Origin of the sequence: Paracidovorax oryzae ATCC 19882, assembly GCF_000687165.1 — a bacterium.
Lineage (GTDB): Bacteria > Pseudomonadota > Gammaproteobacteria > Burkholderiales > Burkholderiaceae_C > Paracidovorax > Paracidovorax oryzae.
Map to the genome: position 1 here is coordinate 91,347 of NZ_JMKU01000007.1, position 26,793 is coordinate 118,139.

General features: G+C 70.2%; 26 protein-coding genes. 6 read left to right on the top strand and 20 right to left on the bottom strand.

Features of this window, described 5'->3' with window-relative positions:
* Positions 1-10: 10 nt before the first annotated feature.
* The 16 genes from T336_RS0106660 to rpsB all read right to left on the bottom strand — a co-directional run bounded on the left by T336_RS0106660 (position 11) and on the right by rpsB (position 15,177).
* Complete coding sequence (locus T336_RS0106660) at positions 11-799, bottom strand: TrmH family RNA methyltransferase (protein ID WP_026431946.1); 789 nt, start codon at positions 797-799, stop codon at positions 11-13.
* A complete protein-coding gene (gene rnhB, locus T336_RS0106665; protein ID WP_026431947.1) occupies positions 796-1,518 on the bottom strand; it encodes a ribonuclease HII in 723 nt (240 codons plus the stop codon). The genes T336_RS0106660 and rnhB overlap by 4 nt, the downstream gene beginning before the upstream one ends.
* A complete protein-coding gene (lpxB, locus tag T336_RS0106670; RefSeq protein WP_026431948.1) occupies positions 1,487-2,638 on the bottom strand; it encodes a lipid-A-disaccharide synthase in 1,152 nt (383 codons plus the stop codon). Before lpxB ends, rnhB begins: the two co-directional genes overlap by 32 nt.
* A gap of 16 nt (positions 2,639-2,654) precedes the next feature.
* A complete protein-coding gene (gene lpxA / locus T336_RS0106675; RefSeq protein WP_026431949.1) occupies positions 2,655-3,443 on the bottom strand; it encodes an acyl-ACP--UDP-N-acetylglucosamine O-acyltransferase in 789 nt (262 codons plus the stop codon).
* Positions 3,444-3,463: 20 nt separating this feature from the next.
* The gene (fabZ, locus tag T336_RS0106680) at positions 3,464-3,904 is read right to left on the bottom strand and encodes a 3-hydroxyacyl-ACP dehydratase FabZ (RefSeq protein WP_026431950.1); all 441 of its coding nucleotides are present in this window, start codon (positions 3,902-3,904) and stop codon (positions 3,464-3,466) included.
* Entirely contained in the window at positions 3,901-4,902 is a 1,002-nt protein-coding gene (lpxD, locus tag T336_RS0106685) for a UDP-3-O-(3-hydroxymyristoyl)glucosamine N-acyltransferase (RefSeq protein WP_026431951.1), read from the bottom strand. Before lpxD ends, fabZ begins: the two co-directional genes overlap by 4 nt.
* Before the next feature lie 39 nt (positions 4,903-4,941).
* The gene (locus T336_RS0106690; RefSeq protein ID WP_019700071.1) at positions 4,942-5,469 is read right to left on the bottom strand and encodes an OmpH/Skp family outer membrane protein; all 528 of its coding nucleotides are present in this window, start codon (positions 5,467-5,469) and stop codon (positions 4,942-4,944) included.
* Complete coding sequence (bamA, locus tag T336_RS0106695; protein ID WP_026431952.1) at positions 5,469-7,766, bottom strand: outer membrane protein assembly factor BamA; 2,298 nt, start codon at positions 7,764-7,766, stop codon at positions 5,469-5,471. The genes T336_RS0106690 and bamA overlap by 1 nt, the downstream gene beginning before the upstream one ends.
* Positions 7,767-7,809: 43 nt before the next feature.
* Positions 7,810-9,177 carry an RIP metalloprotease RseP gene (gene rseP / locus T336_RS0106700; RefSeq protein WP_026431953.1) on the bottom strand — a complete coding sequence of 456 codons (1,368 nt, stop codon included), beginning with the start codon at positions 9,175-9,177 and terminating at the stop codon, positions 7,810-7,812.
* Between the two features lie 34 nt (positions 9,178-9,211).
* Complete coding sequence (ispC, locus tag T336_RS0106705; protein WP_026431954.1) at positions 9,212-10,390, bottom strand: 1-deoxy-D-xylulose-5-phosphate reductoisomerase; 1,179 nt, start codon at positions 10,388-10,390, stop codon at positions 9,212-9,214.
* Positions 10,387-11,241: a phosphatidate cytidylyltransferase gene (locus tag T336_RS0106710; protein WP_026431955.1), complete on the bottom strand. Its 855-nt coding sequence runs from the start codon at positions 11,239-11,241 to the stop codon at positions 10,387-10,389. The genes ispC and T336_RS0106710 overlap by 4 nt, the downstream gene beginning before the upstream one ends.
* A gap of 11 nt (positions 11,242-11,252) precedes the next feature.
* Positions 11,253-11,987, bottom strand: a complete 735-nt coding sequence (gene uppS, locus T336_RS0106715; protein WP_019700066.1) for a polyprenyl diphosphate synthase — start codon at positions 11,985-11,987, stop codon at positions 11,253-11,255.
* Positions 11,988-12,021: 34 nt separating this feature from the next.
* Positions 12,022-12,582: a ribosome recycling factor gene (gene frr, locus T336_RS0106720; RefSeq protein ID WP_019700065.1), complete on the bottom strand. Its 561-nt coding sequence runs from the start codon at positions 12,580-12,582 to the stop codon at positions 12,022-12,024.
* Between the two features lie 68 nt (positions 12,583-12,650).
* A complete protein-coding gene (gene pyrH, locus T336_RS0106725; RefSeq protein WP_026431956.1) occupies positions 12,651-13,373 on the bottom strand; it encodes a UMP kinase in 723 nt (240 codons plus the stop codon).
* A gap of 50 nt (positions 13,374-13,423) precedes the next feature.
* Entirely contained in the window at positions 13,424-14,320 is an 897-nt protein-coding gene (gene tsf / locus T336_RS0106730) for a translation elongation factor Ts (RefSeq protein ID WP_026431957.1), read from the bottom strand.
* Between the two features lie 104 nt (positions 14,321-14,424).
* Positions 14,425-15,177 carry a 30S ribosomal protein S2 gene (gene rpsB, locus T336_RS0106735; RefSeq protein WP_013594197.1) on the bottom strand — a complete coding sequence of 251 codons (753 nt, stop codon included), beginning with the start codon at positions 15,175-15,177 and terminating at the stop codon, positions 14,425-14,427.
* A gap of 310 nt (positions 15,178-15,487) precedes the next feature.
* Between rpsB and T336_RS0106740 the strand changes: the two genes are divergently transcribed.
* The 3 genes from T336_RS0106740 to T336_RS0106750 all read left to right on the top strand — a co-directional run bounded on the left by T336_RS0106740 (position 15,488) and on the right by T336_RS0106750 (position 18,693).
* Positions 15,488-16,735, top strand: a complete 1,248-nt coding sequence (locus T336_RS0106740) for an FAD-dependent oxidoreductase (protein ID WP_026431958.1) — start codon at positions 15,488-15,490, stop codon at positions 16,733-16,735.
* A gap of 32 nt (positions 16,736-16,767) precedes the next feature.
* Positions 16,768-18,339, top strand: a complete 1,572-nt coding sequence (locus T336_RS0106745; protein WP_026431959.1) for an NAD(P)H-hydrate dehydratase — start codon at positions 16,768-16,770, stop codon at positions 18,337-18,339.
* Positions 18,340-18,507: 168 nt separating this feature from the next.
* Positions 18,508-18,693: a hypothetical protein gene (locus T336_RS0106750; RefSeq protein ID WP_013594194.1), complete on the top strand. Its 186-nt coding sequence runs from the start codon at positions 18,508-18,510 to the stop codon at positions 18,691-18,693.
* 66 nt (positions 18,694-18,759) lie between these two features.
* Here T336_RS0106750 and T336_RS0106755 read toward each other — a convergent pair whose 3' ends face one another.
* The 4 genes from T336_RS0106755 to T336_RS0106770 form a co-directional block, all read right to left on the bottom strand.
* On the bottom strand, positions 18,760-19,473 hold the full coding sequence (locus T336_RS0106755; RefSeq protein WP_084151381.1) for a hypothetical protein: 714 nt from the start codon (positions 19,471-19,473) through the stop codon (positions 18,760-18,762).
* On the bottom strand, positions 19,470-20,483 hold the full coding sequence (locus T336_RS0106760; RefSeq protein ID WP_026431961.1) for an MlaD family protein: 1,014 nt from the start codon (positions 20,481-20,483) through the stop codon (positions 19,470-19,472). Before T336_RS0106760 ends, T336_RS0106755 begins: the two co-directional genes overlap by 4 nt.
* Positions 20,484-20,514: 31 nt before the next feature.
* Entirely contained in the window at positions 20,515-21,315 is an 801-nt protein-coding gene (locus T336_RS0106765) for an MlaE family ABC transporter permease (protein ID WP_019700059.1), read from the bottom strand.
* Between the two features lie 75 nt (positions 21,316-21,390).
* Positions 21,391-21,855, bottom strand: a complete 465-nt coding sequence (locus tag T336_RS0106770) for a Cd(II)/Pb(II)-responsive transcriptional regulator (protein WP_019700058.1) — start codon at positions 21,853-21,855, stop codon at positions 21,391-21,393.
* 94 nt (positions 21,856-21,949) lie between these two features.
* On the opposite strand from T336_RS0106770, the gene T336_RS0106775 reads away from it, so the two are divergent.
* The 3 genes from T336_RS0106775 (at position 21,950) to tcuA (ending at position 26,792) form a co-directional block, all read left to right on the top strand.
* On the top strand, positions 21,950-24,154 hold the full coding sequence (locus T336_RS0106775; RefSeq protein ID WP_026431962.1) for a heavy metal translocating P-type ATPase: 2,205 nt from the start codon (positions 21,950-21,952) through the stop codon (positions 24,152-24,154).
* A gap of 125 nt (positions 24,155-24,279) precedes the next feature.
* Positions 24,280-25,242, top strand: coding sequence for a LysR substrate-binding domain-containing protein (locus T336_RS0106780; protein ID WP_026431963.1), 963 nt, complete (start codon positions 24,280-24,282; stop codon positions 25,240-25,242).
* Positions 25,243-25,349: 107 nt separating this feature from the next.
* Positions 25,350-26,792, top strand: a complete 1,443-nt coding sequence (tcuA, locus tag T336_RS0106785; protein WP_026431964.1) for an FAD-dependent tricarballylate dehydrogenase TcuA — start codon at positions 25,350-25,352, stop codon at positions 26,790-26,792.
* The last annotated feature ends 1 nt before the right edge of the window (position 26,793 follow it).

A 26,793-nucleotide genomic window follows, 5' to 3' on the forward strand; every position in this document is an offset into this window, starting at 1 on the left:
CCCGGACGACTCAAGCGTGTCCGGAAGAATCCGCGCTCGCCGCGCTGGCGTGCAGGCAGATGGCGGCCGCGGCCCCCACGTTGAGCGACTCCTCGCCGCCCGGCTGCGCGATCCGGATCAGGTGCGTGGCACGCTGCTGCAGCGCCTCCGAAACGCCCTGCCCCTCGTGGCCCAGGATCCAGCCGCAGGGCCAGGGCAGGCGCGCGCGGTGCAGCAGGTCGCCACCGTGCGAACTCGTGGCCAGCAGCGGCAGGCCCAGCGTGTCGATGTCGTCCACCGCCAGCCCTTCCACCAGGTGCAGCGCGAAATGCGCACCCATGCCTGCCCGCAGCACCTTCGGGCTCCAGAGGCCGGCCGTACCTTTGAGCGCCGCGACCTGCCGGAAACCGAAGGCCGAGGCGCTGCGCAGGATGGACCCCACGTTGCCAGCGTCCTGCAGCCGGTCCAGCACCACCGTCGGCAGGCCGGCTTGCAGCACCGGCGCCTCGGGCGCAGGCACCACGAAGCCCATGCGCGCAGGTGACTCCAGCCCGCTCACGTCGGCCCAGAGCGCATCTGCCAGCACCACGTTGCGAGCGGCCGCAGGTCCCCACTCGTGCTCCCATGCCGGCCAGGCGGATTCGGCATAGACCCCGATCGCCGGCCGCACGCCGCGCTCCAGCGCGGCACGGCAGAGATGGTCGCCCTCGAGCCAGACGCGGCCCTGGCGGCGGTAAGCGCCGCTGTCCTGCGCCAGCCTGCGCAGGTCTTTCACGAAGGTGTTGTCGCGCGACTGGATGAAGGTCGGCCCGGTGGTCATGCGTGCAGTCCTTCCGCGGGCCGGGGCGCCGCAGGGCGCACGCACACGGTGGTTTCCACGGTGGTCACGATGGTGGCAGTGGCCTGCATGGCCACGGTACGCTGCACCACCGCCGCGACCGGCGCGAAGGACCGGCGATGTTCCGGGCATGCTCCATGGGCCTGCAGCGCCGCCATGTGCTCCGCCGTGCCGTAGCCCTTGTGCGAAGCGAAACCGTAATGCGGATAAGCCTGGTGCAGCTGCGCGCACCAGCGGTCGCGCGTGACCTTGGCCAGGATGGACGCAGCGGAGATGGCCTGCACCAGCGCGTCGCCCTTGACGATGGCCTCGGCGGGCACGTCCAGCGGCGGCAGGCGGTTGCCGTCCACGAGCACGCGCACCGGCTTGAGCCGCAGGCCGGACACGGCGCGGCGCATCGCCAGCATGGTGGCCTGCAGGATGTTCAGCGTATCGATCTCTTCCACCGTGGCCTCGGCGACGCTGCAGCACAACGCCTTGGCGCGGATCTCGTCGAACAGCGCCTCGCGGCGGGCAGCGGTGAGGGTCTTGGAATCCGCCAGGCCTTCGATAGGCTGCAGTTCATCCAGGATGACGGCCGCGGCCACCACGGGCCCGGCCAGCGGTCCGCGGCCCGCCTCGTCCACGCCCGCGACGAGCCCGGGTGGATGCCATGGCAGATGGGCCTGCTCAACGCGCGGCAAGGATTTTCTGGATCGCATCGGCGGCCAATCTCGGGGTATCGCGGCGCAGCTCCTCGTGCAGCGCGGTGAAGCGCCGCGCCAGCGCGTCGCGCTGGCCTGCAGGTGCGTCAAGCCACTGCAGCACGGCCGTTGCCAGGGCCTGCGGCGTGGCCGCGTCCTGCAGCAGTTCGGGCACCACGAAATCGCCGCACAGGATGTTGGGCAGCCCCACCCAGGGCTGCAGCTGCTTGCGGCGCATCAGGCGCCAGCTGATGGGGTGCATGTGGTATGCGATGACCATGGGCCGCTTGAACAGCGCTGCCTCCAGCGTCGCGGTCCCGCTGGCGATCAGCGTGCAGTCGCAGGCCGCCAGCACGGCGTGGGACTGGCCGGCCGTGATCTGCAGCGCATCGCGCATGCCACATTCGGCGGCGATCTGCTCGATGCGCGCACGCAGCGCCGGCACCGCGGGCACCACCATCTTCAGGCCGGGCCGCGCCTGGCGCAGCAGCGCCGCTGCCTGGAAGAACGGCCGGGCGATATAGGCGACTTCCGCGGATCGGCTGCCGGGCAGGATGGCCAGCACTTCGTCGCCCGCACCCAGTCCCAGCTGTGCGCGGGCTGCGAGGCGGTCGGGCTCCATCGGGATGACCTGGGCCAGCGGATGGCCCACGTAGGTCGCCTCGATGCCATGGCGCGCCAGCAAATCGGGCTCGAAGGGGAAGATGCACAGCACATGGTCGGCGCTGCGCCGGATCTTGTGGACGCGCTCCGCGCGCCAGGCCCAGATGGAGGGGCAGACGAAATGCACGGTCCTGATGCCTGCGGCGCGCAGGTCGGCTTCCAGGCCCAGGTTGAAATCCGGGGCATCGACGCCGATGAACAGGTCGGGCCGCTCTGCCAGCAGACGGCTGCGCAATTGCCGGCGGATGCGCACGATGCCCCAGAGGCGACGCACCAGCTCGACGCTGTAGCCATGCACCGCGAGTCGCTCGCTCGGCCACAGGGAGTGGAAGCCCCTGCGCTCCATCTGCGGGCCGCCGATACCCTGCGCAGACACCGCCGGCCACTGTGCATGCAGGCCGTCCAGGAGCAGTCCGGCGAGCAGGTCGCCGGACGTCTCGCCGGCCACCATCGCGATGCGAGGGGCTTCCTGCATGGCTGGACGCTCCCCTTCAGCGCGCGATGCCACGCGTCGAGGAGACGATGAAATCGCGCAGCAGCGCGATGTCGCCCGCGGCCTCGGGGTGCATGGCAGGAAGCTCCTCGATCGCCTTGGCGGCCGCCTCCAGGGTCAGCCCCTGGCGGTACAGCAGGCGGTGCATCTGCTTGACCGCGGCGAGGCGGTCCGCGGAGAAGCCGCGGCGCTTCAGGCCGACGATGTTGAAGCCGCGCACGCCCATCGGATTGCCGTCGACCAGCATGAAAGGCGGCACGTCCTGCGACACCGCCGAGGCGAAACCCACCATCGCATGCGCGCCGATCTTCACGAACTGGTGGATGCCCACCAGCCCGCCGACGGTCACCCAGTCGCCCAGCTCGACATGGCCGGCCAGCGTGGTGTTGTTCGAGAGCGTGGTGTGGTTGCCCACCAGGCAGTCGTGCGCGATGTGGCAGTAGGCCATGATCCAGTTGTCGTCGCCCACGCGCGTGACGCCCCCCGCGCCCGGCACGCCGAGGTTGAATGTGCAGAACTCGCGGATCGTGTTGCGGTCGCCGATCTCCAGGCACGTGTCTTCCCCGGCATATTTCTTGTCCTGGGGAATCGCGCCGAGCGAGGCGAACTGGAAGATCTGGTTGTCACGCCCGATCGTCGTGCGGCCCTCGATGACGCAGTGCGGCCCGACGCGCGTCCCGGCCCCGATGCGCACCTTGGGGCCGATGACCGCATAGGGGCCGACGGTGACCGAGCTGTCCAGCTCGGCGCCCGGATCGACGATGGCCGTGGAATGGATGCTGCTCATGGTCCCGCGCCCCCGGCCCGTCAGGCGACGGTCCGCATGGTGCACATGATCTCGGCTTCGCACGCGGTGCTGTCGCCCACGCGCGCCACGCCGACGAACTTGTAGATGCCGCCCTTGATGCGGTCGAGCTTCACATCGAGGATGAGCTGGTCGCCCGGCTCCACGGGCCGCTTGAAACGCGCGCCGTCGATGCCGACGAAATAGAACACCTTGTCGTCGCCCGGCGCCTCGCCCATCATGTCGAAGGACAGCAGACCTGCCGCCTGCGCGAGCGCCTCGAGCATCAGCACACCGGGCATCACCGGGCGGCTCGGGAAATGGCCCGTGAAGAACGGCTCGTTGATCGTGACGTTCTTGATCGCCAGGATGCGCTCGCCCCTTTCGAGTTCAACGACACGGTCCACCAGCAGGAAGGGATAGCGGTGCGGCAGTAGCTTGAGGATTTGGTGGATGTCCATCATTGGATGTGTGCGGGGGGACCGTCTTTTCGTATCTGTTCTTCGAGGGCCATGATGCGCGCGCGCAGCCCGTGGAGCTGGCGCAGCGTGGCCGCGTTCTTTTCCCACTTCGCATTTTCGTCGAAGGGAAACATGCCGGAGTAGAGCCCGGGCCGCAGGACGGAGCGCGTGATGGCCGTGCCCGGAGACACCTGCACGCCGTCGGCGATCTCCAGGTGCCCCAGGATCATGGCGGCGCCGCCGATCATGCAGTGCGCACCGATGCGCGTGCTGCCGGACACGCCGGTGCAGCCGGCCACGGCCGTGTGCCGCCCGATGCGCACGTTGTGGCCGATCTGCACGAGGTTGTCGAGCTTGACCCCGTCCTCGATGACGGTGTCGTCCAGCGCGCCGCGGTCGATGCAGGTATTGGCGCCGATCTCCACGTCGTTGCCGATGCGCACCGCGCCGAGCTGCTCGATCTTGGTCCAGGCGCCGCCGTCGGGCGCGAAGCCGAAGCCGTCGGCGCCGATCACCACGCCGGGATGCAGCAGGCAGCGCTCGCCGATGCGGCAGCCCTCGCCCACCGTGATGCGCGAGGTCAGCACCGTGCCTGCGCCGATGTGCGCGCCGCGCTCGACCACGCAGAGCGGGCCGATGCGCGCCGAGGGATCGACGAAGGCTTCCGGATCCACCACGGCGGACGGATGGACGCCTGCCGCGGGCGTGTGCCCGTGCAGGCGCTTCCAGAGCTGCGTCGCCCGCGCGAAATAGGCGTAGGGATCCTGCGCCACGATGCACGCGCCGCGCGCCAGCGCTTCCTCGCGCATCGCGGGCGCCACAATGACACAGGCCGCCCGGGAGGCGGCCAGTTGTTGCCGATAGCGCGGATTGCTCAGGAAAGCCAGGTCGCCCGGTTCCGCAGAGTCGAGCGGGGCGATGCGAAGAATCTCGACGTTGCCGTCGCCCCCTTCGATCGTTCCGCCCAGCGCCTCAACAATCTGCCTGAGACGCACGCTCACGCGGGATGCCCCGCGCGCGCCGCCCGGCTGCCGCTGCGATCACTTCGCACTGGCGCCAGCGCCTGCATTCAGCGCCTTGATCACCTTGTCGGTGATGTCGTGCTTCGGGTTGATGTAGACGGCTTCCTGCAGGATGACGTCGTACTTCTCGGCCTCGGCCACCTGCTTGACGGCCCGGTTGGCGCGTTCCAGCACCTGGCCCAGCTCTTCGTTCTTGCGCGCGGCCAGGTCGTCCTGGAATTCGCGGCGCTTGCGCTGGAAGTCGCGGTCCTGGTCAGCCAGCTGGCGCTGGCGGGCCGTGCGCTGGCTCTCAGCCATGGTGGGGGCCTCGCGCTCGAACTTCTCGGTGGCGGACTTGAGCGCGGCGCCCTGGTCGACGAGGTCCTTCTCGCGCTTGGAGAATTCCTGCTCCAGCTTGGCCTGTGCGGCCTTGGCCGTGCTGGCTTCGCGGAAGATGCGGTCGGTGTTCACGAAACCGGCCTTGAACTCCTGTGCCTGCGCGGGCACGGCTGCGCCGAGCGCGCCGAGCAGAAGGACCAGGGGAATATGGCGGGAAAGGGATTTCATTAGAAAGACGTTCCGATCTGGAATTGCAATTTCTGGATTTTATCGCCGGCGAACTTGCGCACCGGTTGCGCGAAAGCGAGGCGAAGCGGACCGAGCGGGGAAATCCAGCTCAGGCCCAGGCCCGCAGAGACACGCATGTCGCTGAAGGAGACCTTCTCGTCTTCGCCGTAAACGTTGCCGGCGTCCACGAACGTGAACACGCGCAGCGTACGGTCGTTGCCCGCACCGGGGAACGGCGCGATGAATTCGGCATTGAGCGTGACCTTCTTCGGGCCGCCCAGGGAGGCGCCGGTGACGTCGCGCGGGCCCAGGGTGCCCTGGTCGAAGCCGCGCACCGAGCCGAGGCCGCCGGAGTAGAAGTTCTTGAACACCGGGTAGGGCCGGCCGTTCAGGCCCTTGCCCCAGCCCAGCTCGGAGTTGAATGCCAGGGTGAACTTCTTGTTCAGCGGCACGTACTGCTGGAACTGGTAGTTGGCCCGGACGTAGCGCGCATCGCCCGCCACCGACCAGTCGGAGTTCAGGCGCTGGTAGCGGCCCGAATTCGGTGCCAGGGCGCTGTCGCGGTCGTCGCGCGACCAGCCGACGGTCAGGGGAAGGGCCGTGCTGCTCGTGCCGTACGTGTTGGCGTAGGAGAGGTAGGCCGCGGGAATGTTCGTGCCCAGCTTGATGCGGGTGTTCTCCAGCCCGCCGCCGAAGAACACGGTGTCGGTCTCGCTGAACGGGATGCCGAAGCGCACGCTCGTACCGGCGGTGACGAGCTGGTAGTTTCCGCCCTGGTCCTGGTAGGGCTTGTCGGTGCGGTAGTAGAGGTCCAGCGTGCGGGAGATGCCGTCCGGGGTGAAGTACGGGTTGGTGGTGCTGAGCACCAGCGTGCGGCGGTACTTGCTGGTATTCACGTCCACGCCCAGGTAATTGCCCGAGCCGAACACGTTCTCCTGCTTGATGCTGAACGACAGCGACACCTTCTCGGCGCTGGAGAAGCCTGCGCCCAGCTGCAGGGAGCCGGTGGGCTTCTCGGCCACGTTCACCACCAGATCGACCTGGTCGGGCGAGCCCGAGACCTCCTGGGTCTCGACGTTCACCTCGGTGAAGTAGCCCAGGCGGTCCACGCGGTCGCGCGACAGCTTGATCTTGTCACCGTCGTACCAGGACGCCTCGTACTGGCGGAATTCGCGGCGGATCACTTCGTCGCGGGTGCGGTTGTTGCCGCTCACCACGATGCGGCGCACGTAGGCGCGGCGCGAGGGCTCGGCACGCAGCACGAGGGCCACGCGGTTGTTCTCGCGGTCGATCTCGGGCACGGCCTCCACGCGGGCGAAGGCGAAGCCGAAGTTGCCGAAGTGGTCGGTGAAGGCCTTGGTGGTCTCGGTGACCTTGTCGGCGTTGTAGGGCTCGCCGGGCTGGATGGTGATGAGCGACTTGAACTCGTCGTCGCGGTCCAGGTAGTTGCCTTCCAGCTTCACGCCGGAGACCACGTAGCGCTGGCCTTCGGTGATGTTGATCGTGATGCTGATGTCCTGCTTGTCCGGCGACACCGCCACCTGGGTGGAGTCGATGCGGAACTCGAGGTAGCCGCGCGCGAGGTAGTAGGAGCGCAGCGTCTCCAGGTCGGCGTTGAGCTTGGTGCGGGAATAGCGGTCGGACTTGGTGTACCAGCTCAGCCAGCCGCCGGTGTCCTGGTCGAACAGGCCCTTGAGCGTGGATTCGCTGAAGGCCTGCGCGCCGTTGATGTGGATGTCCTTGATCTTGGCGGGCTCGCCCTCGGTCACCGTGAAGGTGAGGTTGACGCGGTTGCGCTCGATGGGCGTCACCGTGGTCACCACCTCGGCGCCGTACAGGCTCTTGTTGATGTACTGGCGCTTGAGCTCCTGCTCGGCCCGGTCGGTCAGGGCCTTGTCGTAGGGCCGCCCTTCGGTCAGGCCCACGTCCCGCATGGCCTTCTTGAGGGTGTCCTTGTCGAACTCCTTGGTGCCGGCGAAATCGACGTCGGCGATGGTCGGGCGCTCTTCCACCACCACCACGAGCACGTTGCCGCTGGCTTCCAGGCGCACGTCCTTGAACAGCCCCAGCGCGAAGAGCGAGCGGATGGCGGCTGCGCCCTTCTCGTCGTTGTAGTCGTCGCCCACGCGCAAAGGCATGGAGGCGAACACCGTGCCCGGCTCCACGCGCTGCAGGCCCTCCACCCGGATGTCCTGGACCTTGAAGGGTTCAAGGGCCCAGGCAGCCTGCGCGACGAAGACCATTGCGGCAACGGCGCATGCCGTACGCACGCCCAGGCGGTTGATGTGTTTTTTCATGAGTGAACTGGTGCCGACATGGCGGATTCATGCGGCGGTAGGTTTAGCCAAAAAGCCGGGTGACGTCGTTGAAGAGGGCGATGGACATCATCACGAGGAGCAATGCGAAGCCGCCCCTCTGCAACCGCTCCATCCAGGCGTCGGACACGCCCCTGCCGGTCACGCCTTCCCAAAGATAATACATCAGGTGGCCACCATCGAGGACCGGCAGCGGCAGCAGGTTCAGCACCCCCAGGCTCACGCTGATGAGGGCCAGGAACACGAGGTACTGGGTGAATCCGAGGCTGGCTGAACGGCCGGCGTAGTCCGCGATGGTGAGGGGCCCGCTGAGGTTCTTGAGCGAAGCCTCGCCCAGCACCATCCGGCCCATCATGCGCAGCGTGAGCGCGGACACTTCCCAGGTGCGGGTCACGCCGTTCCAGAGGCCTTCGAGCGGACCGTGGCGCACGGTGACCATCGCGGGCTGGGCACCCACGTAGGCGCCGATGCGGCCCGCGGGCGCCGCGCCGTCCTGACGCACCACGTCGGGCGTCACCTGCAGATCGACCGCGCGCCCTGCCCGGTCGATGCGCCAGGCCTGCGCGGCGGCCTTGCCGTCGCGCACGGAGGCGCGGATCAGCTCGCGCAGCTGCTGGCCATCCACCACGGGCGTGGCACCCACCTGCAGCACCGTGTCCCCTTCACGCAGGCCGGCCCGCTGCGCGGCGCCGCCGGCAACGACCTCGCCGATGACCGGACGGGTCCACGGGCCCAGCACCCCGATCTTGCGGAACAGCTGAGCGTCGGCCTCGCGCGCATCGAAATCGTGCAGTTCCAGAACCAGCTCGCGTTGCGGCGCGCCCGGATCGGATTCGACCTGCAGGCGCACGTCCTGGCCGTCGAGAGCGCCGCGCGTGAGCGCCCAGCGCAGATCCTCGAAGGAGCGGACCGGCTCCGGCTCTTCGGCGCCGATGGCGGCGCCCACCACCAGTTCGCCGCCGCGCAGCCCGGCGTCGTAGGCCACGGAGCCCGCGGCGGGGCTGGCGAGGATGGCGCGCGGTTCCTGCACGCCGATCCAGTTGACCACCGCATAGAGCACCACGGCCAGCAGCAGGTTGGCGATCGGGCCGGCGGCGACGACGGCCGCGCGCGCGCGCAGGGGCTTGTTGTTGAAGGCGAGGTGGCGCTCGGCAGCGTCCACCGGCGCCTCGCGCTCGTCGAGCATGCGCACGTAGCCCCCGAGCGGGAAGGCGCCGATCACGAATTCGGTGGAAGACCCGCGCGGCTGCCAGCGCAGCAGCGGCCTGCCGAAGCCCACGGAGAAACGCAGAACCTTGACGCCGCACGCCACGGCCACGCGGTAGTGCCCGTACTCATGGACCGCGATGAGCAGGCCCAGGGCGACGACGAAGGCGACGATGGTGAGAAGCATGGGGGCACTCCCGTACGGTGGAGGAACGCGGCGGTCAGGCCGCGAGCCGCTCTGCCCGGTGCCGCGCGACCGAGCGCGCCTGGGCGTCGAGGTCGAGCAAGGCGCCCAGCGAGTCCGGGTTGGAGGGCGATACCGCCTCCAGAGTTGCAAGATTCAGCCGGTGGATCTGGTCGAACCGAATCCGGCGCTCCAGGAAGGACGCCACCGCCACTTCGTTGGCCGCATTGAGCACAGCGGTGGTACCCGGCGCGGCGCGCAGGGCCTGCCACGACAGGTGCAGCCCGGGAAAGCGCGTGGCGTCGGCTTCCTCGAAGGTCAGGGCGGCGAGGCTGCGGAAATCGAGCCGGGGCGTGCCGCTCTCGATGCGCTCGGGCCAGGCGAGGCCGCAGGCGATGGGCACGCGCATGTCGGGCGTGCCCAGCTGCGCCAGCACGGAGGCATCCTTGAACTGCACCATCGAATGGATGATCTGCTGCGGATGGATGACCACCTGGATCTGTTCCGGCGCCAGGTTGAACAGCCAGCGCGCCTCGATCACTTCCAGCGCCTTGTTCATCATGGTCGCGGAATCCACCGAGATCTTGCGCCCCATGGAGAAGTTGGGATGGGCGCAGGCCTGTTCGGGCGTCACGTCGCGCAAGGTGGCGGGCTCGCGCGTGCGGAACGGGCCGCCGGACGCGGTGAGCAGGATGTGGTCCACGCGCCGCGGCCAGGAGGACGCATCCTCCGGCAGGCACTGGAAGATGGCGGAATGCTCGCTGTCGATGGGCAGCAGCGTGGCACCGCCCTCGCGCACCGCGGACATGAACACCTCGCCGCCCACGACCAGCGCTTCCTTGTTCGCCAGCAGCAGGCGCTTGCCCGCCCGTGCGGCGGCCAGGCACGGGGCGAGCCCGGCGGCGCCGACGATGGCCGCCATGACCACGTCCACCTCGGGGTGCGCCGAAATCGCCTGCAGGGCATCGGGGGTGTCCATCACCTCGGTGGACGAGCCCTGTGCGGCCAGTGCCTCCCGCAGCGCGCGGGCATGCTCCGGGCTCGCCATGACCGCGTAGCGCGGACCGAAGCGCAGGCACTGCGCAGCCATCGCGTCCACCTGCATGGCGGCGCTCAGCGCGAAGATCTCGTAGCGGCCGGGGTGGCGCGCGACCACGTCCAGGGTGCTGGTTCCGATGGAGCCGGTGGAACCCAGGACGGTAAGGCGTTGTTTCATGGGGCAGCGAAATGGGTGAGCATCATGGCCAGGGGCAGCGTGGGCAGCAGCGCATCCACGCGGTCGAGCACACCGCCGTGGCCTGGCAGCAGCCGGCTGCTGTCCTTGGCGCCCGCGCTGCGCTTGACCAGCGATTCGACGAGATCCCCCACCACGCTCATGCAGGCCATGAACACCGCGCCGATGACCAGCAGCCACCACCCTTTGGCGGCAAGCCGCGTGTAGAAGCTCGGGACCAGGGCCTGCCAAGCGCCATCGGCGGCCGCCCAGGCCACGGCAAGCACGATCACGCCCGCCATGCCGCCCCAGACGCCTTCCCAGCTCTTGCCGGGGCTGATGGACGGTGCCAGCTTGGAACGCGTGAAGCGCAAGCCGAACGCCCGACCGGCGAAATAGGCAAAGATGTCCGCGACCCAGACCAGGACGAGCACGGACAGCAGGAAGTTGATGCCGATGGTGCGCGCCTGCACGGCGGCCAGCCACGCCAGCCAGAGGGCCAGCACCCCGCCGGCCAGGCGCACGGGATGGGGGATGCGCGGCCAGCCCTCCACGCCATGGCGCAGCAGCCAGGCGCCGCACAGCACCCAGCCGGCTCCGGCGGCGGCCCAGAGCCAGGGCAGCGGACGCGCGGTCCAGCCGCCCGCCCAGCTCGCGGCGCAGAGCAGCACGCAGGCCGCGCCCACCGCCAGGGACGCCGGCTGGCCCAGGCCCTGCAGCCGGCCCCACTCCCAGCCGCCGGCGGCCATGAGCACCAGCACCACGGCCGCGAAAGGCACGACCGAGCCGGCGAAGAGTGCCGGCAGCAGGATGGCCAGCAGGACGATGGCCGTGAGGATGCGCGTCACCAGCATGGGAAATCCCTTCAGGCGCACGCCGACGAGGTCGGGGAGGCCAGCAGTTGCTCGGATGTCTTGCCGAAGCGGCGCTCGCGCGCCCCGTAGGCGGCGATGGCCTGGTCCAGTGCTGCGCCGTCGAAATCAGGCCAGAGGCGGTCGCTGAAGTACAGCTCGGAATACGCGCACTGCCACAGCAGGAAATTGCTGATGCGCATCTCGCCGCCGGTGCGGATCACCAGGTCGGGATCCGGCACGTGGGCCAGGCCCATGGCGGTGTGGAGGCTTGCCTCGGTGATGGGCTCGCCGCGGGCCGCGAGCGCGGAGGCCGCCTGGGCGATGTCCCAGCGCCCACCGTAGTTGAAGCACACGTTCAGCACGAGGCGGTCATTGTGGGCAGTGGACGCCTCGGCCTGCGCCAGGCCGGCGCGGACCTTCTCGGACAGCGTGGACTTCTCGCCCACGAAATGCAGGCGCACGCCGTCCTTCTGCAGTTGCGGCACCTCGCGCGCGAGGGCCTTGGCCAGCAGGTCCATGAGGCCGGACACCTCCTCGGCGGGACGGTTCCAGTTCTCGGAGGAAAAGGCGAACACGGTCAGCACGGCCACGCCGCGCTCCACGCACTCGCGGGCGCAGCGCTTGAGCGACTCCACCCCCTGCTTGTGGCCGGCCAGCCGCGGCAGGAACCGGCGCGTGGCCCACCGGCCATTGCCATCCATGACGATGGCAATGTGGTGGGGGATGGCAGGCGAGGCAGTGGACATGGAAGGCATCGATCGAACCCGTGCAACGGGCCGATCAGACCGCCATGATTTCCTGTTCCTTGGCGGCCACGAGCGCATCGACCTCGGCGATGTGCTTGTCGGTCACCTTCTGGATGTCGGCTTCGGCGCGCTTCTGCTCGTCCTCGGAGGCGAGCTTGTCCTTCACGAGCTTCTTGACCGATTCGTTGGCGTCGCGGCGCAGGTTGCGCACGGCCACCTTCGCGCTCTCGCCTTCGTTGCGCGCGAGCTTGGTCATCTCCTTGCGGCGCTCCTCGCTCATCGGCGGCATCGGCACGCGGATGAGGTCGCCCATGGAGGCGGGGTTCAGGCCCAGGTCGCTTTCGCGGATGGCCTTCTCGATCTTGGCGCCCATGCCCTTTTCCCAGGGCTGGACGCTGATGGTGCGCGCGTCGATCAGCGACACGTTCGCCACCTGCGAGAGCGGCACCATGGAGCCGTAGTACTCGACCTGGACGGAGTCGAGCAGCGCCGGATTCGCACGGCCCGTGCGGATCTTGGCGAGGTTGTTCTTGAAGGCCACGATGGACTGGTCCATCTTGGCTTCGGTGTTTTTCTTGATGTCGGCAATCGTCATGTGTTCTCCTGTGCGCATCCGTCGCCCGGGGCAGCGCCAAGCCGCCGCGGGCGCGGTGCAGTCGGGCGTCAAGCGTACACCAGCGTTCCTTCGTCCTCGCCCATCACCACGCGCTTGAGCGCGCCGTGCTTCACGATCGAGAAGACGCGGATGGGCAGCTTCTGGTCGCGGCAGAGCGCGAACGCCGTGGCATCCATGATGCCCAGGTTGCGGGACATGGCCTCGTCGAAGGTGAGCTTGGTGTAGCGCGTCGCCGTCGGGTCCTTCTTGGGATCGGCGGTGTACACGCCGTCCACCTTGGTCGCCTTGAGCACCACCTCGGCGCCGATCTCGGCGCCGCGCAGGGCCGCGGCGGTATCCGTCGTGAAGAAGGGGTTGCCGGTGCCGGCGGCGAACACCACGACCTTGCCCTCTTCCAGGTACTGCAGCGCCTTGGGCCGCACGTACGGCTCCACTACCTGCTCGATGCCGATGGCCGACATCACGCGGGCGATGAGGCCCTGCTTGTCCATGGCGTCGGCGAGCGCGAGCGCGTTCATGACCGTGGCCAGCATGCCCATGTAGTCGGCGGTGGCGCGGTCCATGCCGACGGAGCCTCCCGCGACGCCGCGGAAGATGTTCCCGCCCCCGATCACCACCGCGACCTGCACGCCCATGCGCGTGACCTCGGCGATCTCCTCGACCATCCGGACGATGGTGGCGCGGTTGATGCCGAAGGAGTCGTCACCCATGAGAGCCTCTCCAGACAACTTGAGCAGAATGCGCTTGTGGGCTGGAGCGGCGAGGGTCATGGGCGTTTCTCTTCGGGTGGTGGAATCGGGGGACTGTACGGAACCAGGGATCAGGCTGCGGCCTTGGCGGCGGCCACTTGCGCGGCCACTTCCGCCGCGAAGTCGTCCACCTTCTTCTCGATGCCTTCGCCCACGACGTAGAGCGTGAAGCCCTTCACGGTGGTGTTGGCGGCCTTGAGCATCTGGCCCACGGTCTGCTTGCCGTCGGCGGCCTTCACGAAGACCTGGTCGAACAGCGAGACTTCCTTGAGGTACTTCTGCACCGAGCCTTCGACCATCTTGGCAGCGATGTCGGCAGGCTTGCCGGATTCGGCAGCCTTGGCGGCAGCGACGGTGCGCTCCTTCTCGATCAGCTCGGCGGGCACGTCGGCGCTGGTCAGGGCCACGGGCTTCATGGCGGCGATGTGCATGGCGACGTCCTTGGCGGCGGTCTCGTCGCCGTCGAACTCCACCACCACGCCGATGCGGGTGCCGTGCAGGTAGGAAGCCAGCTTGGAACCCGAGAAGCGCTTGAAGCGGCGGAAGGACATGTTCTCGCCGATCTTGCCGATCAGGCCCTTGCGCACTTCTTCCAGCGTGGGGCCGAAGCTTTCCTGGCTGTAGGGCAGCGAGCCCAGGGCTTCCACATCGGCGGGGTTGTGCTTGGCGACCAGCTCGGCCGCGGCCTTGGCCAGGGCGATGAAGCTGTCGTTCTTGCTCACGAAGTCGGTTTCGCTGTTCACTTCGATCAGGGCGCCGGTCGTGCCCTCGATGAAGCTGGCGACCACGCCTTCGGCGGTGATGCGGGCGGCAGCCTTGCCAGCCTTGGTGCCCAGCTTGACGCGCAGCAGTTCCTCGGCCTTGGCCAGGTCGCCGTCGGCTTCCGTCAGCGCCTTCTTGCACTCCATCATGGGAGCGTCGGTCTTTGCGCGCAGTTCGGCAACCATGCTAGCGGTAATTGCAGCCATCGGTAATTCTCCAGATTTCAGTTCGTTACAGGATTCAAGGCTAAAAAAAAGGGGGCTAACCAGGAGCCCCTCTTTCATTCGCGACAGGTCGCGCGGCCGGGCCTTCAGGCAGCGGATTCTTCCACTTCGACGAATTCGTCCGAGCCTTCGGGAGCGGCGGCCTTGACCACGTCGTTCACGGCGTTGGCACGGCCTTCGATGATCGCGTCGGCGATGCCGCGGGCGTACAGCGCCACGGCCTTGGCCGAGTCGTCGTTGCCGGGGATCACGTAGTCGATGCCTTCAGGGGAGTGGTTGGAGTCCACCACGCCGATCAGGGGGATGCCCAGCTTCTTGGCTTCGGCGACGGCGATCTTGTGGAAGCCCACGTCGATGATGAAGATGGCGTCCGGCAGGGCATTCATGTCCTGGATGCCGCCGATGTCCTTCTCGAGCTTCTCGATCTCGCGGGTGAACGTCAGCTGTTCCTTCTTGCTCATGGACTCCAGGCCGGCTTCCTGCTGGGCCTTCATGTCCTTCAGGCGCTTGATGGAGGTCTTGACGGTCTTGAAGTTGGTGAGCATGCCACCCAGCCAGCGCTGGTCGACGTAGGGCACGCCGGCGCGCTGCGCCTCGGAGGCCAGGATCTCGCGGGCCTGGCGCTTCGTGCCGACCATCAGGATGGTGCCGCGGTTGGCGGTGAGCTGCTTGGCGAACTTCTGCGCCTCCTGGAACATCGGCAGCGACTTTTCCAGGTTGATGATGTGGATCTTGTTGCGATGGCCGAAGATGAACGGGGCCATCTTGGGGTTCCAGAAGCGGGTTTGGTGGCCGAAGTGGACACCGGCTTCCAGCATTTCGCGCATGGTGACGGACATGGGTATTCTCCAAAGGTTGGGTCTAAAATCCGGCCCCGCTAACCGCCCGGCAGCGATCGAAATATCGAATCGACCGGGGCGGCACCTTGATAGGGCCGGTTCGCATTTGCGTTGGCTTGAATGTTCCGCCGCTGCTGACGCCACCTGAAAAAAGAGGCGCCCCTCACAGCAAAACCCCGAGATTCTAGCATACCGGGTCGCATGCACCTCCCGCCGCCGCTCCCCCGCCGCGGGCTGCGGCGCCCCGCGGCCCTCCCAGAACCCCAGAAGCGGGTCCGCCCCGGCACACCGGAGGCGGCCCCCACCCACCATGCACATCGCCATCGTCGGTGCCGGAATCGTCGGCACCGCCACCGCTTATGAACTGGCCTGCGACGGTCATGCCGTCACCGTCTTCGAGCAGCGCGGCGCCGCCGCCGAGGAGGCCAGTTTCGCCAATGCAGGCCTGCTCGCTCCCGCGCCCCTGATTCCCTGGGCATCGCCGGCCATCGGCGGCCCCGCACGGCAGAGGCTCCTGGGCCGGCACGCCGCCGTCCGCCTGGCCCAGGGAGCCGGGCTCGCCGACCTGCGCTGGCTGTGGCGGCGGCGCAGGTCGGCGCGCGGTGGCATGGCCGAGGCCTCCATCGCGGCGCTGGCCCGGTTCGGGCACTACAGCCACATCCGCATGCGGCAGGTGGCGCAGGCCCTGGAGCTGGATCCGGAGAGCAGCCGCGGCGTGCTGGTACTGCTGCGCGCACCCGCCGACCTGGACCGCGTGCAGCCGGCCGCCCGCATCCTGCGGGACACCGGGCTGAACGTGCTCGACGTGGATGCCGACACCGCCCGCCTGATCGAACCCGGGCTGGCCTCGGACAGCGAACTGGCGGGTGCGCTGCACCTGCCGGACGGCGAATCCGGCAATTGCCGCCTCTTCGCCCAGATGCTGCGCTACGCGGCCCAGGAGCGCGGCGTGCAGTTCCTGTTCCAGTCGCGCGTGGAGGCGCTGCAGGGCGGCCCGGCCGGCGTGCGTCTGGCCGGCGAACGCGACGCGCGCCGGTTCGACGCGGTCGTGGTGTGCGCGGGCGTGTCGGCCGCCGCCCTGCTGCGGGGCACGGGTACCGCGATGCCGCTGGCGGCGCTGCACGGCTACACCCTGAGCGCGCCCGTGCGCGAGGACACCCATGCCCCGCAGGGCACGGTGATCGACCCGCTGCACCGCATCACCGTCACCCGGCAGGGACAGCGGGTGCGGGTGGCCGGCGGCGCGGAACTGGGCCCCGGCAGCGGCGCGCCGCACGCCCCCACCCTGCAGACGCTCTACAACGCAGCCTCGGGCTGGTTCCCCGGCGGCGCGCAGTGGTCATCGCCTCAGGTGCAGACCTGGCGCGGGGCGCGGCCCATGCTTCCGGATGGCCTGCCGGTGGTGGGCGCCGCCGGCGTGCCGGGCGTGTGGATCAACGCCGGGCACGGCGCGTGCGGCTGGGCCCTGGCCTGCGGCAGCGCCCGCGCGGTGGCCGACCTGGTCGCCCAGCGGGTGCCGGAAACGGACCTGCAGCCCTTCGGGCTGCGCAGGTTCTGACCGGAGCGGCACGGGCCGCGGAGCGGTCCACAATGGGTTTCCGAAGGAAGGCCTGCCGCATGTCCATGATCCGCATCGAACCCGACCGCCCCCATCCGCTGTTCGACGTTCCGACGACCCGCCGCATCGAGCAGGCCGCGCTGCGATCGCTGCCGGCCGGCACGCTGATGGAGCGCGCGGGGCTGGCGGTGGCGCGCCTGGCCCAGGCGGTGGCGCCGCATGCGCGGCAGGTGTGGATCGCCTGCGGCAGTGGCAACAACGGCGGCGACGGGCTCGAGGCGGCGGCGCAGCTGGCGCTGCGCGGCGTGCGGGTGCAGGTGACCTGGCTGGGCCGGCCCGACGCCGCCCCCGCCGACGCACGCCGGGCCTGGGAACGCGCCCGGGGCGCGCAAGTGCCCTTCGTCGAACGCGCCCCCGCGGATCTCGGGCCGGACGACCTGTGCATCGATGCCCTGCTGGGCATCGGGGCCACGGCCCGCTCCGGTGCGCCCTCGCCGGAACTGGTCGCGCTGCTGCGCGCGCTGCACGACAGCCGCGCCCCCCTCCTCTGCGTGGACGGCCCCTCGGGTCTGCAGGCCGATACGGGCCAATACCTTCCCGGCCTCGCGCCGCCGGGGCACACGCCCCCAGGCATGCGGCACACGCTGGGGCTGCTGACCCTCAAGCCCGGGTGGTTCACCGGCCAGGGCCGGGATGCCGCGGGCACCGTCTGGCAGGACGATCTGGAAGTGGATGCATCGGCCGAGCCCCCGTCGGCGTGGCTGGCAGGACCCGGCGTGCCCGTGCGGCGGGCGCATGCGTCCCACAAGGGCAGCTACGGCGACGTGGCGGTGGTGGGCGGCGAGGCTATCGCGTCCCGGGGCCAGGGCATGACCGGGGCCGCGCTGCTGGCGTCCTCCGCCGCGCTGCATGGCGGCGCGGGGCGGGTGGTGGTGGCGCTGCTGGACGCCAGCGGGAAGGACACCCTGCCCGTGGACCCGCAACAGCCGGAATGCATGCTGCGCCGCTTCGACGCCCTTGAACTGGACCGGGCCACCGTGGTCTGCGGCTGCGGCGGTGGCGAGGCCGTGCGGCACGTACTGCCGCGCGTGCTGGCCGAGGCCCCCCGGCTGGTGCTGGACGCGGACGGGCTGAACGCCGTGGCCCGCGACAGCACCCTGGCGGAGCAACTGCGCGGGCGCGCCCTGCGCCATGGCCCGCTGCCCACCGTGCTCACGCCCCATCCCCTGGAAGCCGCGCGGCTGCTGGGCAGCGATACGGCCGCCGTGCAGGCCGACCGGCTGGGTGCGGCCCGTGCACTGGCCGAGCGCTTCCACTGCGCCGTCGTGCTCAAGGGCTCCGGCAGCGTGGTGGCCGCGCCGGGCCGGCCGGTGCACATCAATCCCACGGGCAACGGACGCCTGGCCACGGGGGGCACCGGAGACGTGCTGGCGGGATTCCTGGGTGCCCTGTGGGCGGGCCGGCCCGAAGGCGAGGATTCAGCGTTCGAGGCGGCCACCGCGGCCTGTCATGCCCATGGGAGGGCGGCCGACCAATGGCCGCCGGGCAGTACGCTGACCGCTTCCGCCCTCGCTCGCCGGCTGGCCCCGGCGGTGGGCGAATAACCCGGCCGTCCTACAAGACATCCCGCACGGCGAAACCAAGGGTAACTCCCGTTGCAGCACACGTCCGCGAGGACGTGTCCGACAGACGCGGGCGGCAGGCCGGCATGTAATGCATCCAGCACCACGCATTACTCGCCCACCCACCGATCCCCATCCAAGGAGACTGCCATGCAACGCAACCGCTACACCGGCCCCCGCGCGTTCATCGCGTTCACCACCACGGTATTGCTGGCGGTGGCCGCCACGGCGATGAACCTCGTACCGGACGAAGCCGTCCAGGCGGCGGATTCCCTTGTGCGCATCCCGCAGGATCTGGAGCAGTTCCTGCCGGGTGATCCGATTTCCTCGCCCTGAGCGAGGCGGCGGGCGCCACCCGCACCGTTCCGGCTCCCGGCTGAACGGGAGCCGTCGGGCAGCGGCTTACCGCGCTCCTCCGGCGCCTCCCTGTTCGAGCACATCCAGCCTCTGCCTCATTTGCTCCGCCCGCCGGGCATCGCCCGCCGCCCGGGCGTCCTGCTCGGCCAGCAGCAGCCAGGCCATCAGCGGCCTGCGCCAGCCCTGTGACGACGCAGCATCGATGGCATCTCGCGACACATCCGGACCGCCCTGCCCCTGACCATGCAATACCGCGGCGGCCAGCAGCCGGGCCAGCGGATCCTCCACCCCGGCCAGCGCCGAAGCTCCGCCGGCCAGCACGGCCCGCTGGGCCGGTGGCAGAAGCTCCCCCTCCGCCCCTCCTGCACGGCCTTCAAGATAGTCCGCATACGCACGCTCGGCCGCGGCCGCGCCGTCACGCAGAGGCGCGAAATCGGGGCATCCCACCTGCGCCAGGCTGGCGACCCGCGTGGCGCACTCCAGCAGCACGACCCGGGCCAGCAAGTCGGGCCGCGCGGTGCGGGCCGTTTCTTCCCGGGCGCGCCGCCATTCCTGTGCAGCCACGCGGTCATTGCCGGACAGGTAGGCCTGCGTGGCCCGGTCGGCGGCGCCACGGGCGTTCATTTCCCATTCGGGCGCAGGGGGGCGCTGGGCGCAGCCGGCGGACAGCGCGGCAGCCAGCACGGCGGACAGCAACGCGCTGGAACGCCGGGGAAGCCGGGGCCGGCCAGGCCGGGGGAACATGGGTACAGGGCTCATGGCAGCTGGATCCGGGTGTCGCGCGCGAAGGGCCATTTGCGCTGGATCTCGTTGACCAGGCTCTCGACCTTGCGCAGGTTGCTTTCCACATCGGCGCGCAGGGCACCGAGGTCGGTGGTGGCCTCGCGGGCGTTGGCCCCGATGGCCTGGGCTTCGGCCAGGACCGCATCCACCTTGGCCAGGCTCTGGCGCGTGTCCGCGAGCAGGCCGTTGAGCTGCACCACGGTGGCGCGCACATCGGTCACCAGGCCCGCCTCGCCGGCCGTGCCGAACACCTGCCGGTCCGCCTTGGCGGCCATGCCGTCGATGCGCGCCAGCAGCTGGTTGGTGCGGTCGAGCGTGGTGGCGATCTTGCGCGCCTCGGCGTCGCTGCCCATCAGCACGCCGAGGGCGCCGCCGGGCGCGTTCAGCCGCTCGGTGAGGGTGCGCACATTGGCCAGCGTGCCGCCCAGCGCGGCGTCCTGCGCGGTGAGGGCCTGCAGGTTGGAGAGCAGTTCGCGCGCAGCCGACATGAGTTGCGGGATCTCGGCCGTGGCATCGCCGCGCAGCACCGGCCGCACCGCCCCGTCGGGCAGCGGCGGATCGGTCAGGATGCCGCTGTAGGCCTTGATGGTGGTGCCGCCCACGATGCCGCGCACCAGCGTGAACACGCTGGATTCCCGCAGCCAGTGCGCGTCCTTGCGCGGCACGTCGATCAGGATGCGCACATCGCCGTCTTCGGCCAGTTCGGTACTGCGCACCCGGCCGATGGGGAAGCCCGAGAACGTCATGTCCATGCCGGCGACCACGCCCTCGGAGTCTTCGGCGGTGAGCACCAGTTGCTGCGTGGGCTCGAACACGCCGCGCGCGTAGAGCAGGTACAGGCCGGAGCCGATGATCAGCACCAGGGTGAAGAGCAGCAGGGCAGCGGCCTTGCGTTCCAGGTGGGCCACGGGGCGCAGCAGCGCCTCGGCGGGCTCGGAAGCGGGCGGGCCGGCGGGGGGCGGCGGCGGGGATGGTTGGTCTTTCATCGGAGGCGGTCCGGGACAGCGTGAATCAGTATCAGTAGTAGTTGCCCATGAGCGAGGCGATCTCGATCAGCAGCAGCACCGCGAACATGCGTGCGAAGCCGCCGAGCTCGGAGCGGGCGCGCGGGTCGCCCGTGGCATGCAGGCCGGCGGCCATGGGAATGAGCGCGACGGCCAGGCTGAACAGCAGGGTCTTGAGCGCGAACAGCAGGGTGACGGGCGGCGTGAACACCTGCCCGAACATGCGGGTGTAGGCGGGCACGCCCGCCGTGCTCGCGCCATAGACGCCCAGGTAGGCCATCACGAGGGCGACCACGCACGACAGCGCGGCAAGCGTGATGCTGGCATAGATGCCGGCCACGACGCGCGGCAGCAGTTCCACGCGGACAGGATCGGCGCCGCGCGCGCGCAACGCGTCCCAGTGGCCCGACTGGCGCATGAGCGCCAGCTGCGTGCCGCCCGGGATCGTGGTGCGCAGCGCCACGAACAGCGCCGCCGTGAGCGGGATCAGCTCCAGCACGAGCACCCGCACCACCATCTGCAGCGCATAGTGCGACAGGCCGTAACTGCGCGCCGTGACCACGACGATGTGCGTGACCACCAGGCAGATGAGCGCCACCAGCGCGGTGAAGCCCAGCAGCAGGGGCGCCGTGTCGATGTACATGTGGCGCGCCAGGCGCGCGCGGGTGAACCGCCCGTAGCTGGACGGCGAGAGCATCAGCACCGCCACCACTGCGCCAAGATAGATGATGCGCCACCAGGCCAGCGCCCAGCCGCGCGCGGCGCGCCACAGCCGGTCGGTCCATGCGGGCAGGGTGCCGGCTCCGGCACTCATGCGGCCTCCTCCGCCAGGCGGCAGGCGGACGGCACTCCGGTCGGAAGCGGCTGCGCGGGCATGGGAAAAAGACGATCACACATGCCGGCGCGCCGGCGGGTCGGGCAGCGGCAGGGGATCGGCATCGGCACGGTCATGGAGGGCCTCGATCACGTGGCAGCGGCTGCCGTCGGTGCCGTCGCAGCGCCCGCGCAGCGACAGCAGCTGGGCCTCCAGCGCCTGGAGCTCCCGCAGGCGGGTGCGCACATGCAGCAGGTGCTCGTCCACCGTGGCGCAGGCCGCATGGTCCGCGGCGGTGTCCGTCCCGCGGCCGAGCGAGAGCAGCGTGCGCACTTCGTCCAGCGACATGTCCATGGCGCGGCACAGGCGGATGAACCGCAGGCGGTGGATTTCGTCGTCACTGTAGAGGCGGTAGCGGTTGTCGGCGCGGGCCTGCGCGGGCAGCAGGCCCTCCTTCTCGTAGTAGCGGATGTTGGCGGTGGGCACGCCGGAGAGGCGGGCGGCATCGCCGATACGGTGGTGGGGGCTTGCGGCAGACACGGCTTGACCTTGAAGCGGCTTGAAGGTTTCCAATGATGGCACGGTCCGGTTGCGGACCCCTGTCGGAATTCTCCCCAACGCAAGGACACAGCACATGGCAAGCACGGCATCCACCGACCGATCCCCGGCGGCACCCACCTCTGGAGCGAAGCCGCGGATCGACCTCTCCTGCGGCTGCAGCAGCGGGTGCGGGCCGGCGCCGCGGGCGGCGGCGCACAGCGACCACGCCGGCCACGGCCACGACCATGCGCACGGGCCGACGGACCGGGCGGGCGGCACGCACGACCATGATCATGATCATGACCACGACCACGGCAAGGGCCACGCCGGCGGACACGACCATGACCACGGCACCCTGCCCGGCTGGGGCCGGCTCGGCGTCTCGCTCGCGGCCGCCACCGCCGCCGAACTGCTGCACCTGCTCGCGCCCGACACCCTGCCCTGGCGGGCAGCGGGCATGGCCGTGGCCGCCGCCGCGATCCTGCTGGCCGGGCTGGGCGTGTACCGCGCCGGCCTCGGTGCGCTGGCGCGCGGCCGGCTGGACATTTCCGCGCTCATGGCCGTGGCGGTGACGGGCGCCTTCCTGATCGGGCAGTGGCCGGAGGCCGCCATGGTGATGGCGCTCTACGCCCTGGCCGAGCGCATCGAGGAGCGGGCCGTGGGCCGCGCGCGCGATTCCATCGGCGCCCTGCTGGCGCTCAGCCCCGAGCAGGCCGAGCTGCGCGGCGAGGACGGCCGCTGGCGCACGGTGCCAGCGGCCGAGGTGCCGGTGGGCGCAGTGCTGCGCCTGCGCCCCGGCGCGCGGGTGCCGCTGGACGGCGTGGTGCTGGAAGGCCGCGGCGCGGTGGACGAATCCAGCGTGACGGGCGAGAGCCTGGCGGTGGACAAGGCGCCCGGCGACGCCCTCTATGCCGGCACGCTCAACGCGCAGGCCGAACTGCAGTTCCGCGTCACCGCCGCGGCCGGCAACACCACGCTGGACCGCATCATCCATGCGGTGGAAGAGGCGCAGGGGTCGCGCGCGCCCATGCAGCGCTTCGTGGACCGCTTCGCCGCCGTCTACACGCCCGCCGTCTTCGCGCTCGCGGCCATCGTCGCCGTGGGCGCGCCCCTGGCGCTGGGCTGGGCCTGGCTGGACGCCCTCTACCGCGCGCTGGTGCTGCTGGTGATCGCCTGCCCGTGCGCGCTGGTCATCGCCACGCCGGTGACCGTGGTGAGCGGGCTGGCGGCCGGAGCACGCCGCGGCATCCTGATCAAGGGCGGCCAGTGGCTGGAGCGGGCCCGCGGCGTGCGCGCCGTGGCCTTCGACAAGACCGGCACGGTGACGGCCGGCCGGCCGGTGCTGGTGGGCAGCGAGCGCTTCGGCGATGACGGTGCGGCCGACGTGGCCGCGGCCCTGGCGGGGCGCTCGGACCATCCGGTGTCCAAGGCCATCGCGGCCGGGATCGCCCCCAAGGGAACGGTCGGGAAGGCCGGTGCGACCGGCACGGCCGGCGCGGCTGCCCTGCCGGCGGATCTGCCGGCGGATCTGCCGGCGGATCTGCCGGACGTGCAGGACTTCACCGCCCTGCCCGGCCGCGGCGTGGAAGGCCGCATCCACGGCGCGACCTGGTTCCTCGGCAACCGGCGCCTGGCGCAGGAGCGCGGCCTCTGGACGGAGGCGGTGGAGGCCGCCGCCGCGGCGCATGAATCGCAGGGCCGCAGCGTGACGCTGCTGGGCGATGCCCAGGGCGTGCGCGCGCTGTTCGCGGTGGCCGACACGCTGCGGCCCCAGGCCGCCGAGGCCGTGGCCGAGCTGCGCGCCCTGGGCATCGTGCCGGTGATGCTCACGGGCGACCACGCCGCCGCGGCCCGGGCCGCCGCGCAGGAAGCCGGCATCGCCGACGTGCAGGCGGGTCTGTTGCCCGAGCAGAAGCTCTCGGCCATCGCCGCCCTGCAGCAGCAGCACGGCATGACCGCGATGGCGGGCGACGGCATCAACGACGCGCCTGCGCTCGCCCGCGCCGACATCGGTTTCGCCATGGGCGCGGCCGGCACCGACGTGGCCATGGAGACCGCCGACGTGGTCATCATGAACGATGATCTGCGCCGCGTGGCCGAAACCGTGCGGCTGTCGCGCCGCACGCATGCGGTGCTGTGGCAGAACATCGCGCTGGCGCTGGGCATCAAGGTGGTGTTCTTCGGGCTGGCCCTCGCAGGGCAGGCCACGATGTGGATGGCCGTGTTCGCGGACATGGGCGCGAGCCTGCTGGTGGTGGCGAACGGGTTGCGCATGCTGCGCGGGGTGGGCAGCCGCTGAGAGCGGCCGACACAACCCTTCTGGCGTCGTTGCCGCATCTTGTCGTACTGCCCGTACTGCCTGCGATGCGGCGCCTCGCCAGAACCGCTTCGCTGGGCCGTGTGAGCCGCTCTGAATAGGACAAGATGGAACTGAGACAACTCCGCACCTTCGTGCGCATCGTCGAACTGGGCTCGATGAGCCGTGCCGCGCTGGACCTGGACATGGTGCAGTCCGCGCTGAGCCAGCAGATCGGCCGGCTGGAATCCGAGCTCTCGACGCGGCTGCTGCAGCGCACGCCGCGGGGCGTCATCCCCACCGAGGCCGGCCAGGCCTTCTTCCACGAGGCCCAGCTCACGCTGCGCCATGCCGAGCAGGCCGTGCTCGCGGCGCAGCAGGCGCGCCTGTCGGGGGCGGTGAGCATGGGCCTGCCACCGTCCATCGCCTCGGTGCTCGGCCTGCCGCTGATGCGCGCCATGCAGGAGCGCTATCCCGACGTGCGGATGCACATCGTCTCGGCGCTGTCCGGGCACCTGACGGGCCTGCTGAACGCACGGCAGCTGGACCTGGCCATCCTGTTCGACACGCACAGCGCCCGGCGCTGGAGCATCACGCCGCTGCTGGAAGAGCGCCTTTTCCTGATCCAGTCGCGCACCCGTCCCGTGGCGCCCGGCATCACCCACGCCGCGCCGGTGCGGCTGGCCCAGCTGGGCGACGTGCCGCTGATCCTGCCATCGGGCAGCCATGGCCTGCGCAGCACGGTGACGGCGGCGTTCGCCACCGCCGGCGTCCAGCCGCGCATGGCGATGGAGATCGATTCGCTGCCGCTGCTGATGGAGGCCGTGGACGCGGGTTTCGGGGCCACGGTGCAGCCCTGGTCGGCCGTGGCGCTCTACAAGGAGGCTGCGGCGCAACGGTTCCAGTGGTCGGAAATCGCCGACGAGAAGGTCCGGCGCGATGCGGCGCTCTGCAGCCTCTCCAACGACGAACTCTCGCCCGCAGGCCTCGCCGCGCGCGTGGCGCTGCTCGATTGCGCCCGGCGGCTGGTGCGGTCGGGCCAGTGGATCGGCGCCACGCTCACGGACCGGCCGACCCATCACGGATCGTGATACCCCCATAACGAAAGGCCCCTGCACGGGGGCGGCAGCGATTCCTATAGTCCAGCGCAACGATACAAAGCGCTGAACGCGGTGGGCCTCGCCCGTCGCTGCCCATGATGAAACGAGACAACTTCGACACCGATGTGCTGGTGATCGGTGGCGGCAATGCAGCCCTCTGCGCGGCGCTGATGGCGCGCGAAGCCGGTGCCCGCGTGCTGCTGCTGGAATCCGCGCCGCGCGACTGGCGGGGCGGCAATTCCGCCCACACCCGCAACCTGCGCTGCATGCACGATGCGCCGCAGGACGTGCTGGTCGAGGCCTACCCCGAAGAGGAGTTCTGGCAGGACCTGCTGAAGGTGACGGGCGGCCTCACCGACGAACACCTGGCCCGCATGGTGATCCGCGCCTCGTCCACCTGCCGCGGCTGGATGCGCCGGCACGGCGTGCATTTCCAGCCGCCGCTGTCGGGCGCGCTGCACGTGGCGCGTACAAACGCCTTCTTCATGGGCGGCGGCAAGGCGCTGGTGAACGCGTACTTCCGCAGCGCCGAAGCCCTGGGCGTGCAGGTGCGTTACGAAGCGCCCGTGGACCGCCTGGAGATCGGGAACGGCGCCTTCCAGGCGGCCTGGGTGGGTGGGCAGCGCATCACGGCGCGCAGCTGCGTGCTGGCCGCGGGCGGATTCGAATCCAACCGCGAATGGCTGCGCGAGGCCTGGGGCCGCAACGAGCGCGGCGAGTGGCCCGCGGACAACTTCCTGATCCGCGGCACGGCCTTCAACCAGGGCGTTCTGCTGCGGCACATGCTCGAGGCGCAGCATGCCGACGGCATCGGCGACCCGACGCAGGCGCACATGGTGGCGATCGACGCGCGCGCGCCGCTCTACGACGGCGGCATCTGCACGCGCATCGACTGCGTGTCGCTCGGCGTGGTGGTGAACCGCGAGGCCCGGCGCTTCTACGACGAGGGCGAGGACTTCTGGCCCAAGCGCTACGCCATCTGGGGACGCCTCGTGGCGCAGCAGCCGGGCCAGATCGCCTATTCGGTCATCGACGCCAAGGCGATCGGCCGCTTCATGCCGCCGGTGTTCCCGGGCGAGCAGGCCGATTCGCTGCCGGAACTGGCGGCGAAGCTCGGGCTGGACGCCGGGGAGTTCATGCAGACGCTGGACGCCTACAACGCCGCCTGCCGGCCGGGCCGGTTCGACCACACGGCGCTGGATGACTGTCGCACCGACGGCATCACCCCCGCCAAGACGCACTGGGCGCGCCCGATCGACACGCCGCCGTTCTACGGCTATGCGCTGCGGCCCGGCGTGACCTTCACCTACCTGGGCCTGAAGACCGACGACACGGCCGCCGTGCGCTTCGGCGGGCAGCCCAGCGCGAACCTGTTCGTGGCCGGCGAAATGATGGCCGGCAACGTGCTGGGCAAGGGCTACACGGCGGGCGTGGGCATGTCCATCGGCACCGCCTTCGGCCGCATCGCGGGGCGCAATGCCGCGCTCGCCGCCACCGGCCAGCCCGCGGTGCACGGCGCCGTGAACGACGAAGAGACCTGAG

Excerpts from the sequence above, each read along its gene's own strand:
- T336_RS0106660 (WP_026431946.1), bottom strand. The coding sequence starts at position 799 with ATGACCACCGGGCCGACCTTCATCCAGTCGCGCGACAACACCTTCGTG.
- rnhB (WP_026431947.1), bottom strand. The coding sequence starts at position 1,518 with ATGCGATCCAGAAAATCCTTGCCGCGCGTTGAGCAGGCCCATCTGCCA.
- lpxB (WP_026431948.1), bottom strand. The coding sequence starts at position 2,638 with ATGCAGGAAGCCCCTCGCATCGCGATGGTGGCCGGCGAGACGTCCGGC.
- lpxA (WP_026431949.1), bottom strand. The coding sequence starts at position 3,443 with ATGAGCAGCATCCATTCCACGGCCATCGTCGATCCGGGCGCCGAGCTG.
- fabZ (WP_026431950.1), bottom strand. The coding sequence starts at position 3,904 with ATGATGGACATCCACCAAATCCTCAAGCTACTGCCGCACCGCTATCCC.
- T336_RS0106690 (WP_019700071.1), bottom strand. The coding sequence starts at position 5,469 with ATGAAATCCCTTTCCCGCCATATTCCCCTGGTCCTTCTGCTCGGCGCG.
- bamA (WP_026431952.1), bottom strand. The coding sequence starts at position 7,766 with ATGAAAAAACACATCAACCGCCTGGGCGTGCGTACGGCATGCGCCGTT.
- rseP (WP_026431953.1), bottom strand. The coding sequence starts at position 9,177 with ATGCTTCTCACCATCGTCGCCTTCGTCGTCGCCCTGGGCCTGCTCATC.
- ispC (WP_026431954.1), bottom strand. The coding sequence starts at position 10,390 with ATGAAACAACGCCTTACCGTCCTGGGTTCCACCGGCTCCATCGGAACC.
- T336_RS0106710 (WP_026431955.1), bottom strand. The coding sequence starts at position 11,241 with ATGCTGGTGACGCGCATCCTCACGGCCATCGTCCTGCTGGCCATCCTG.
- uppS (WP_019700066.1), bottom strand. The coding sequence starts at position 11,987 with ATGTCCACTGCCTCGCCTGCCATCCCCCACCACATTGCCATCGTCATG.
- frr (WP_019700065.1), bottom strand. The coding sequence starts at position 12,582 with ATGACGATTGCCGACATCAAGAAAAACACCGAAGCCAAGATGGACCAG.
- pyrH (WP_026431956.1), bottom strand. The coding sequence starts at position 13,373 with ATGACCCTCGCCGCTCCAGCCCACAAGCGCATTCTGCTCAAGTTGTCT.
- tsf (WP_026431957.1), bottom strand. The coding sequence starts at position 14,320 with ATGGCTGCAATTACCGCTAGCATGGTTGCCGAACTGCGCGCAAAGACC.
- rpsB (WP_013594197.1), bottom strand. The coding sequence starts at position 15,177 with ATGTCCGTCACCATGCGCGAAATGCTGGAAGCCGGTGTCCACTTCGGC.
- T336_RS0106740 (WP_026431958.1), top strand. The coding sequence starts at position 15,488 with ATGCACATCGCCATCGTCGGTGCCGGAATCGTCGGCACCGCCACCGCT.
- T336_RS0106745 (WP_026431959.1), top strand. The coding sequence starts at position 16,768 with ATGGGTTTCCGAAGGAAGGCCTGCCGCATGTCCATGATCCGCATCGAA.
- T336_RS0106750 (WP_013594194.1), top strand. The coding sequence starts at position 18,508 with ATGCAACGCAACCGCTACACCGGCCCCCGCGCGTTCATCGCGTTCACC.
- T336_RS0106755 (WP_084151381.1), bottom strand. The coding sequence starts at position 19,473 with ATGAGCCCTGTACCCATGTTCCCCCGGCCTGGCCGGCCCCGGCTTCCC.
- T336_RS0106760 (WP_026431961.1), bottom strand. The coding sequence starts at position 20,483 with ATGAAAGACCAACCATCCCCGCCGCCGCCCCCCGCCGGCCCGCCCGCT.
- T336_RS0106765 (WP_019700059.1), bottom strand. The coding sequence starts at position 21,315 with ATGAGTGCCGGAGCCGGCACCCTGCCCGCATGGACCGACCGGCTGTGG.
- T336_RS0106775 (WP_026431962.1), top strand. The coding sequence starts at position 21,950 with ATGGCAAGCACGGCATCCACCGACCGATCCCCGGCGGCACCCACCTCT.
- T336_RS0106780 (WP_026431963.1), top strand. The coding sequence starts at position 24,280 with ATGGAACTGAGACAACTCCGCACCTTCGTGCGCATCGTCGAACTGGGC.
- tcuA (WP_026431964.1), top strand. The coding sequence starts at position 25,350 with ATGAAACGAGACAACTTCGACACCGATGTGCTGGTGATCGGTGGCGGC.